The organism is Anaerocolumna aminovalerica, from assembly GCF_900115365.1.
Taxonomy (GTDB): Bacteria; Bacillota; Clostridia; order Lachnospirales; family Lachnospiraceae; genus Anaerocolumna; species Anaerocolumna aminovalerica.
Genome location: NZ_FOWD01000073.1, coordinates 1 through 8,525, shown reverse-complemented (window position 1 = coordinate 8,525; position 8,525 = coordinate 1). Strand labels below are relative to the sequence as shown.

General features: G+C 35.8%; 8 protein-coding genes and 1 pseudogene. 2 read left to right on the top strand and 7 right to left on the bottom strand.

What is annotated here, in order from left to right; genetic code table 11:
- Positions 1-341: 341 nt before the first annotated feature.
- The 3 genes from BM183_RS20290 to fba form a co-directional block, all read right to left on the bottom strand.
- Positions 342-2,057: a phospho-sugar mutase gene (locus tag BM183_RS20290; protein ID WP_091689410.1), complete on the bottom strand. Its 1,716-nt coding sequence runs from the start codon at positions 2,055-2,057 to the stop codon at positions 342-344.
- A 121-nt stretch (positions 2,058-2,178) separates the two neighbouring features.
- The gene (locus BM183_RS20285; protein WP_091689408.1) at positions 2,179-2,403 is read right to left on the bottom strand and encodes a PF20097 family protein; all 225 of its coding nucleotides are present in this window, start codon (positions 2,401-2,403) and stop codon (positions 2,179-2,181) included.
- A gap of 465 nt (positions 2,404-2,868) precedes the next feature.
- Positions 2,869-3,732, bottom strand: a complete 864-nt coding sequence (gene fba, locus BM183_RS20280) for a class II fructose-1,6-bisphosphate aldolase (protein WP_091689406.1) — start codon at positions 3,730-3,732, stop codon at positions 2,869-2,871.
- 457 nt (positions 3,733-4,189) lie between these two features.
- Here fba and BM183_RS20275 point away from each other — a divergent pair, with 457 nt between their 5' ends.
- Complete coding sequence (locus BM183_RS20275) at positions 4,190-5,401, top strand: DNA polymerase Y family protein (RefSeq protein WP_091689404.1); 1,212 nt, start codon at positions 4,190-4,192, stop codon at positions 5,399-5,401.
- A gap of 199 nt (positions 5,402-5,600) precedes the next feature.
- Here BM183_RS20275 and BM183_RS21570 read toward each other — a convergent pair whose 3' ends face one another.
- From BM183_RS21570 to BM183_RS20265, 3 genes and pseudogenes are all read right to left on the bottom strand, one after another.
- Positions 5,601-5,978 carry a NifB/NifX family molybdenum-iron cluster-binding protein gene (locus tag BM183_RS21570; protein ID WP_334292877.1) on the bottom strand — a complete coding sequence of 126 codons (378 nt, stop codon included), beginning with the start codon at positions 5,976-5,978 and terminating at the stop codon, positions 5,601-5,603.
- A gap of 51 nt (positions 5,979-6,029) precedes the next feature.
- Positions 6,030-6,869, bottom strand: a pseudogene (locus BM183_RS21565) (P-loop NTPase); the annotation flags it as partial.
- A 105-nt stretch (positions 6,870-6,974) separates the two neighbouring features.
- Positions 6,975-7,307, bottom strand: coding sequence for a DUF134 domain-containing protein (locus BM183_RS20265; RefSeq protein ID WP_091689400.1), 333 nt, complete (start codon positions 7,305-7,307; stop codon positions 6,975-6,977).
- 278 nt (positions 7,308-7,585) lie between these two features.
- Between BM183_RS20265 and BM183_RS20260 the strand changes: the two genes are divergently transcribed.
- Positions 7,586-8,161 carry an N-acetylmuramoyl-L-alanine amidase family protein gene (locus tag BM183_RS20260; protein WP_091689398.1) on the top strand — a complete coding sequence of 192 codons (576 nt, stop codon included), beginning with the start codon at positions 7,586-7,588 and terminating at the stop codon, positions 8,159-8,161.
- 89 nt (positions 8,162-8,250) lie between these two features.
- On the opposite strand, the gene BM183_RS20255 is transcribed toward BM183_RS20260, so the two are convergent.
- A partial coding sequence (locus tag BM183_RS20255; protein WP_139221573.1) for an IS3 family transposase occupies positions 8,251-8,525 on the bottom strand: 275 nt, incomplete at its 5' end.

The window sequence follows — 8,525 nt, the reverse complement described above, 5'->3', positions numbered from 1 at the left end:
ATAATAACTTTAATAGAATCATCAAAAGACTGGATTTACATATATAATGATTTAATTTACGAAATTCAAAAATGTCGTTCACAAATCCGCCGTAACCGGAAATATGAACGACAAATGACACGTAACAGAAGAAAATATCACAAAAACTCAAAACCAACTTTATAAGTATATTTAAGTGAATATTTGCAAAAAGCCTATTCTGTTAGGTTTATTTATTATACTCTTTTTTAAAAAAAATGAAAATATAAAATATAAATAATATAATATTTTTCTTGTAGAAATTTGCTATCATCTAAAGTTGACGACATTGAGCGTCCTATTGCATCAAATTTTTATATAGCTTATTCTACTTTAAATACAGGATCATCTACTAACTTTTGTAATTTGCTATTTGCATCTTCTAATGAATTGCCCTTTACTCCAAAGTAAAACTTAATCTTAGGTTCTGTGCCGGATGGACGAATTGCACACCAGGCATCATCATTAAATTCAAGATAAATTACATCGGATTTAGGTAATCCGGTTGGTGCTACTGCTCCTGTAGCAGTGTCTGTAATGGTATCTGCAATATAATCTCTTACTTTTAATACAGTATAGTCTCCAGCTTTCTTAGGGGGATTAGTTCTATAGCTTTCCATAATCTCTTTGATTTTTTCCATGCCTTCGATACCTTTTAAGGTAACAGAAACTAAATCTTCTTTATAGTAGCCATATTTTTCAAATACCCGCTGCATTTGTTCATATAAAGTGATACCTTGCTGTCTGTAATAGGCTGCTGCTTCACAGAACATCATAACAGCAACCACAGCATCTTTGTCTCTGGAATGGGTTCCGATTAAGCATCCATAGCTTTCTTCAAAACCAAATACGAATTCTTTTGAACCGGTTTGTTCAAATAGTTTGATTTGTTCTCCAATATATTTAAATCCGGTTAAGACTTCTAACAATGTTGCCCCATAATGTTCTGCAATTTTATCGGCAAGTCCACCGGTTACAATTGTCTTTACTAAAGCAGCATTCTTTGGCAAAGTACCATGAGCTGCTCTCTGAGAAAATACATATTCTGCAATTAAGGCACCTGACATATTGCCGGTCAATAACTGGAACTCTCCTTTATCGTCACGGATTTGAACACCAAGTCTGTCTGCGTCTGGATCCGTTGCAAGAATTAAGTCCGCTCCTACTTCTTCTGCTAATTTCTTTGCTAATGTAAATACTTTCGGATCTTCCGGATTAGGGTATCCTACTGTAGTGAATTCAGAATCCGGCATCTCCTGTTCCGGAACAACATATACATTTTCAAATCCTAATTCCTTTAATATTCTTCTTACCGGCAGGTTTCCTGTACCGTTTAAAGGAGTATAAACAATCTTCATATCTTTACATTCTTTTGCTACCGGATTTAGTACTAATCTCTTTAACTGGGCAATGTATTTATCATCAATTTCACTGCCGATTACTTGATACAATCCTTTACTGATTGCTTCGGATTTATCCATTGTCTTAACAACAGAATAATCAGTAATGGCATTTACTTCTGCAATAATTTCCACATCCTTAGGAGAGGTAACCTGTGCTCCGTCTTCCCAATAAACCTTATAGCCATTGTATTCCGCAGGGTTATGGCTTGCAGTTATAACAATTCCTGCTGTACAACCTAACTCTCTAACCGTAAAAGATAATTCTGGAGTTGGTCTTAAGGATTCAAACACATAAGCCTTGATTCCGTTAGCATTCAGGCAAAGAGCTGATTCATTAGCAAACTCTGGTGACATTCTTCTGGAGTCATAAGCTATGGCTACTCCTTTACCAGCAGCACCCTGTTTCAATATATAATTAGCCAACCCTTGGGTTGCCTTTCTTACGGTATATAGATTCATTCGGTTTGTTCCAGCTCCCAAGATACCTCGTAGTCCACCAGTACCAAACTCCAGATCTTTAAAAAAACGTTCCTTTATCTCATTATCATTGTTTTCAATGCTCTTAAGCTCTGCTCTTGTTGCTTCATCAAAATATTCATCATTAACCCATTGTTTATATTTTTCCAAATAAGCCATATCAAAACCTCCTAATCAATTTCTTTATAATGCTTGATGTTTATTTTACTAGATTTTAGGCATTGTTGCAATGCATTTTCAAAAATTACAATGTCTAATCTAGGCTGTGGAAAAAGCTAAATTATAAAGTATCATTTATATCAATAATTAACTTATTACAACTGGTACATCTAAAAGCCTTTGCTCTCTGTCTTCCCCAAAAAGTATTACTTTCAAGCTTTATGCTATCTCTTGATACAAATGTGCCTGCAATTAATCCTTTATCTGCCGACATCCATTTTAACGCATATCTTTCCCCATATAGATAACCTTTTATCATTTCATTTTTGCAATATGGACATTCCATAACCTTGCTTCCTTTCTTAATTTCATACCTACTCATAAAATATGTAATATAGTTTCAAAAATATATTCCTTATGGTGTCATAATAATTATCAGAATGATTCAACTCCATTTTATGCGCTTCGAGGTATATTTGCCTCGGCAACCGCATTGTACACGAATATCCAGGAAAACTGCAGTTACTGGTTCCCACTATTATGATATTTCGAAAATAATAATACTAATACACATTAGAGACAGAAGCTTCCAACACATCAATGTTATTTAGTTAAGACAATACCTTCTGGCAGGTTAATTAAATATTACTATAAAACTTCTTCATTTTATATAGTAAAATAAATTGAGCTTTATAAATACAAACTGTCATCCTAAGTGCAGCTTAAGAATTTTCTTTCATAAGCTTCTCTGCAACTCAGAATGACAGTTTGGCACAGCCTTAGCTGTCTATATTAAGTAATTTACCTTTAATTAAGCTTTACCTACAGAACCGAATAATTCCATTTTTTCTTTTACTGTAGCTTTAATAGCATCTGTACCTGGAGCTAATAATTTACGAGGGTCAAAACCTTTTCCTGTAAGGTCTTTTCCTTCTTCAATGTATTTACGGGTAGCAGCAGCAAATGTTAGCTGGCACTCTGTATTTACATTAATTTTAGCAACTCCAAGGGAGATTGCTTTTTTAATCATTTCTTCAGGAATACCGGTACCTCCATGAAGAACTAAGGGCACATCACCAGTTAGCTGCTGAATAGCGTCTAATGTTTCAAAGCTTAGACCCTGCCAATTTTCCGGATATTTTCCATGAATGTTACCGATACCTGCTGCAAGCATTGTTACACCAAGATCAGCAATTGCTTTGCATTCCTTAGGATCAGCCACTTCACCTGTTCCAATAACACCGTCTTCTTCACCACCAATGGAACCAACTTCTGCTTCTAAGGACAGGCCTTTTTCGTTACAAAGTTTTACAAGTTCCTGAGTTTTTGCAATGTTTTCATCAATTGGATAATGAGAACCGTCAAACATAATGGATGAGAAGCCTGCTTCGATGCATTTCATAGCTCCTTCATAACTACCATGATCTAAGTGTAAAGCAACTGGTACAGTAATATTTAATTCTTCAATCATATTTTTAACCATAGCTGCAACTGTTTTGTAACCACACATATATTTTCCAGCGCCTTCTGATACTCCAAGAATTACTGGGGATTTCATTTCTTCAGCAGTTAATAATACTGCTTTTGTCCATTCAAGATTGTTGATATTGAATTGGCCTACCGCATATTTACCTGCTTTCGCTTTATTAAGCATATCTTTAGCTGATACTAACATAATATACCTCCATCTTTATTTATTTTAATTGTGCTGCACCACAACTTTTCCTTATTATACCCTATTCTTCCATAGAAGGAAATATAAATTAACGTATTTCTTTTTATTTATTGATAATTTTTATATTTAGTCTAATATGTCCTTATAAATATATGATTTTAAGGACATGTTTATGTCTTATACAACCACTTTTACATAAGTAATTTAACTATTGGAATTTTTATATGTTCGTTTTATGTACAGATTACTACAAGGAAAAATTTTCCTTATTTTAAGTAACTTCTTTCTATGGTATAATATTAAAAGCAAATAATGGTACCTCTATATTATACCATAAATATTGATATTTTCGAAAAGAAGTAGTTGAAAAACACGTTTTTTCAACCGGAAATTTTTGGCAACCAGCAAAGTTGCTGTTCCTATTAAGAAGCGCTAAAGCGCTAGAAACGAGGTTATTATGCCCGGAAGAATTATTTTTCATGTTGATGTTAATTCTGCATTCTTAAGCTGGGAAGCTGTTCATAGAATCAGGGATTTAGGTGAAAAACTGGATTTAAGAACCATTCCCTCCGCTGTAGGAGGAGATATCAGCAAACGCCATGGAGTAGTTCTGGCAAAATCAACCCCTGCAAAACAGTTTCATATTAATACTGGTGAGCCCATTCAACAGGCATTACAAAAGTGTCCGGGTCTGGTGGTGGTAGCTCCCAATCACGGGTTATATGCCCAGTACTCGAAAAAACTTCACAACATGTTATATGAGTATACTCCGGTTATTGAGCCATTTTCCATTGATGAAGCCTTCTTAGATATGACCGGGGTCTGTTTTAATTACCAGGAAGCCGTTGAAACCGCTCACAAAATGAAAGAAAGAATCAAAGAAGAGCTTCATTTTACCGTAAATATTGGAATATCCACCAATAAGCTTCTTGCAAAAATGGCCTCAGACTTTAAAAAACCGGATTTTGTCCATACTCTTTTCCCTGAGGAAATTCCTGATAAAATGTGGCCCCTGCCATTAAACGAATTATTCTTTGTAGGAAAAGCCACAAGTAAATCCTTACATAGCCTGGGTTTACAGACTATTGGAGATATAGCTAATACGGATCTTAAAATATTAAAAGCTCATTTAGGAAACAAACACGGGGAGATGATCTATAAGAATGCCAGGGGAATGGACGAATCCCCTGTGGAAGCTGAAACTGCTGCCAACAAAGGATATGGTAATAGCACTACATTATCTCAAGATGTTACAGATTTTGAAACTGCTAATTTGATTCTGCTTTCTTTATGTGAAACCGTTGCCGCCAGACTTCGCAGCGATGATGTAAAATGCAGTTGTATTAGCGTAGAAGTTACGGATTGGGAGTTTAACCGCCAATCCCATCAGACAACCCTTCTATCACCTACAAATACTACCAATGTAATCTACAAAACCGCTTGCGAATTACTGAAAGAATTTTGGAAGGGAAAACCTCTTAGACTTTTAGGTGTGCGTACCAGCAAACTAACCACGGAAGATTATTCCCAAATGAATCTGTTTGACATGGCTAAAAATGAGAAATACGCTAAGTTAGATAAGACTTTGGATCATATTAGAAAAAAATTCGGCCCCGATGCCGTTAAACGTGCCAGCTTTATGGATTCCAATAGAAATGAGAACAAATAGAAAAGGAACAAAACTTCGGTAAATAAAAAGAGGTGCCATGGTCTGCCTTGGGGCATAGAATGACATCTCTTTTCGTAATACCTCTGCTATGGAATTTTAGCCCTTTTTACCACATATTTTATCCTCTTTTTCAAAAGGGTTAAATATATTTTATACCATTGTGCTGTCATTACTTTATATATTATTGAAGGTTGTTTCTCTATTCATGATGACAGGCATGATGATCATGTTCATGCTCATGATGATCGCAAGTAGGATTGTCACTTGCCTGTAAGGAGCCATCCAGATAGGCTGCTGCAACAACATCAACATCCCCTTGTGCACCAGGTATTACTAACATTCCCGCTTCCATGAGTCCTTCCATGGCAGGCAGACCGATTCCTCCGCATATAACTACATCAATATTATTTTCATTTAATAAAGTTACTAATTCAGAATGACCTGCTCCATTGCTTGAAACAGTGCTTTTAGACTTTAGCTCCTTACCTTCCAATTCATAGACGGTAAAAGTCTGTGTTTTTCCAAAATGCTGGAAAACATTATGATTTTCATCCGTTGCTACTGCTATTTTTTTCATTACTATGTCTTCTTTTTCTACACCGGATTTTTCAACCGGGTGGACCTTTTCCAAAGTATCAGCCAAATTATTTAGCCAATCTCCTCTTAGTTCTTCCACATTTTCATGGTCAATAGCAGATGCAATAGCCGGGTCAATGGGTACTTTAGCAAGTACAGGAAGATTGAATTTTTCACCCACTTCTTCTATATGGCTTGTTCCAAAAACACTTATTTTTTCACCGCAATTTCCGCACTGAATATAGCTATAGTTCTCCACTAGACCAAGAATTGGGATATTCATGGCATTGGCCATATTCACCGCCTTTGCAACAATCATAGAAACCAATTCCTGGGGAGAAGCCACTATGATTAACCCGTCCACTGGCAGGGATTGAAATACGGTTAGGGGCACATCACCGGTTCCCGGAGGCATATCTACGAACATGTAGTCTACTTCTTCCCATAGAACATCGGACCAGAATTGTTTTACTGTTCCAGCAATGATTGGTCCCCTCCAAACAACCGGGGTTTCTTCTGTTTCCAGCAAAAGGTTTACAGACATAATCTTGGTTCCATTTTTACTGTAAGCAGGAAGTATTCCCAGTCCATTGCTCATTGCTTTTCCATGAATACCAAATGCTTTTGGAATAGACGGACCTGTAATATCTGCATCTAAAATAGCTGTAGCGTATCCTCTTCGATTCATTAATACAGAAAGGTAAGAGGTAATAAAGGATTTTCCAACTCCACCCTTACCACTTACAACCCCAATTACCTTCTTAACGGTACTATATTCATTGGCCTCTACACGAAAATCTTCCTTAGCCGGTTCCTTTCTAGAGGAACAACTTGTTTTACAGCTTGAGCAGTTACTGTTGCAACTGCCTTCACTTTGATAAACTTCACTCATTTTCTTCTCTCCTATTCTCTATTAATTATAATTTCATGTTTTTATAACATGTTGCTGTTTCCCTGATATACTTTTAAAAATATTACCCATTGGACAAAAAACAAACTAAATTTTACTGCAATTCTTACATCTGGGTTTGCACCGGCAGTGTCCTCTAGAGATAATATAATTTCCTCCTTCAATGCGGACACCTTTTCCTTCACAGAGAGCTTTCGCTGCTTTTTTCCTGGCGGAATACAGAATACGTTGAAAGGTTCCTCTTGATATTTCCATTCGCTTGGCGGCTTCTTCCTGCTCTATCCCCTCTAAATCGCACAGCCTTATGGCCTCTAATTCATCTACACTAATGGTTATATATTCTTTTTGATTTTCTTCCGATGTAAATACCTTATGTTTGAATTCAGAACACACCATTCTTGGTTTTACATTTCTGGGCATCTCCCAATCCTTTCTACAAAAGTTTGTTTATGAGCAGAACCATGATTAATGCTAATCCTCATTAAATCTTGATAAATATAAAATTATGTAAAGTCAATTATTTATATTATGTGCATATGCACATAACAATTATACTACCCTATATGTAATTGTCAATAATAATTTCCGGTTTTACTCCAAAGTATTTTATCCTGAAAGACACTATAGAACCTATAATTAATGTAACAAGCAACTTAAAAATGAATATTATAGTTATATATTGTTAAAGGAGAATTATCTTGGCTATCAAAATTTTTATAGATCAAGGGCATAATCCAAGAGGTGCTGTTAATGCCGGTGCAGAAGCCAATGGTGTAAATGAAGGAGAAGTTAATTATAATGTTGGTATTTATCTTGCCCAAATGTTGAATAATGACCCCAGATTTGAAGCCCGCACCTCCAGAATATCACCGGAACAGGTTTTAGGAACAAGTAATGCAACCAGTTTAGCGGAACGAGTAAGAATGGCAAACGAGTGGCCGGCAGATTATTTTATCAGTATTCATTGCAATTCCAATCCAAATCCGGCAGTTAATGGTACAGAAGTATATGTTCTCGAGTTGTATTCACAGTCTTATGTCTTTGGAGAGTTTGTTTTAAATGGTGTTGTAGATTATGTTGGTACAAATAATAATGGATTAAGGGTCAACTCTTCTCTTTTTGTACTAAGAAGGACAAATATGCCTTCTATATTAGTGGAATTGGGGTATTTGACCAACTATGAAGATGCAGTAAAATTGAGAGACAGGCAATATGATTTTGCTTATGGTATTTATCGAGGTATTTTAAATTATTTTGGATTTGAACCAATTTAAACAAATAACTAAAAAGACCTTCCAGGTGATGTGACCCCTAAAAGTTAGACTTTATGGCGGAGTGGATTTATCCACTTCGCCTTTTCCTTTTATGCTGCCAAGAGGCTGAGTCTGTATTCAACAGGGCTCATCCATCCTAGTTTTTCTTTTATTCGCTTCTTATTGTAATACTCTATGTATTTATCTATTGCGTCTTTAAGCTCATCATAGCTGTAATAAACTTCTCCATAATACATTTCTTGTTTCATTATCCCAAAGAAGTTTTCCATGACTGAATTATCATGACAGTTGCCTTTCCTGGACATACTTTGATAAATTCGATGTTCTTGCAATGTGTGAATATATGCCTTCATCTGATACCCCC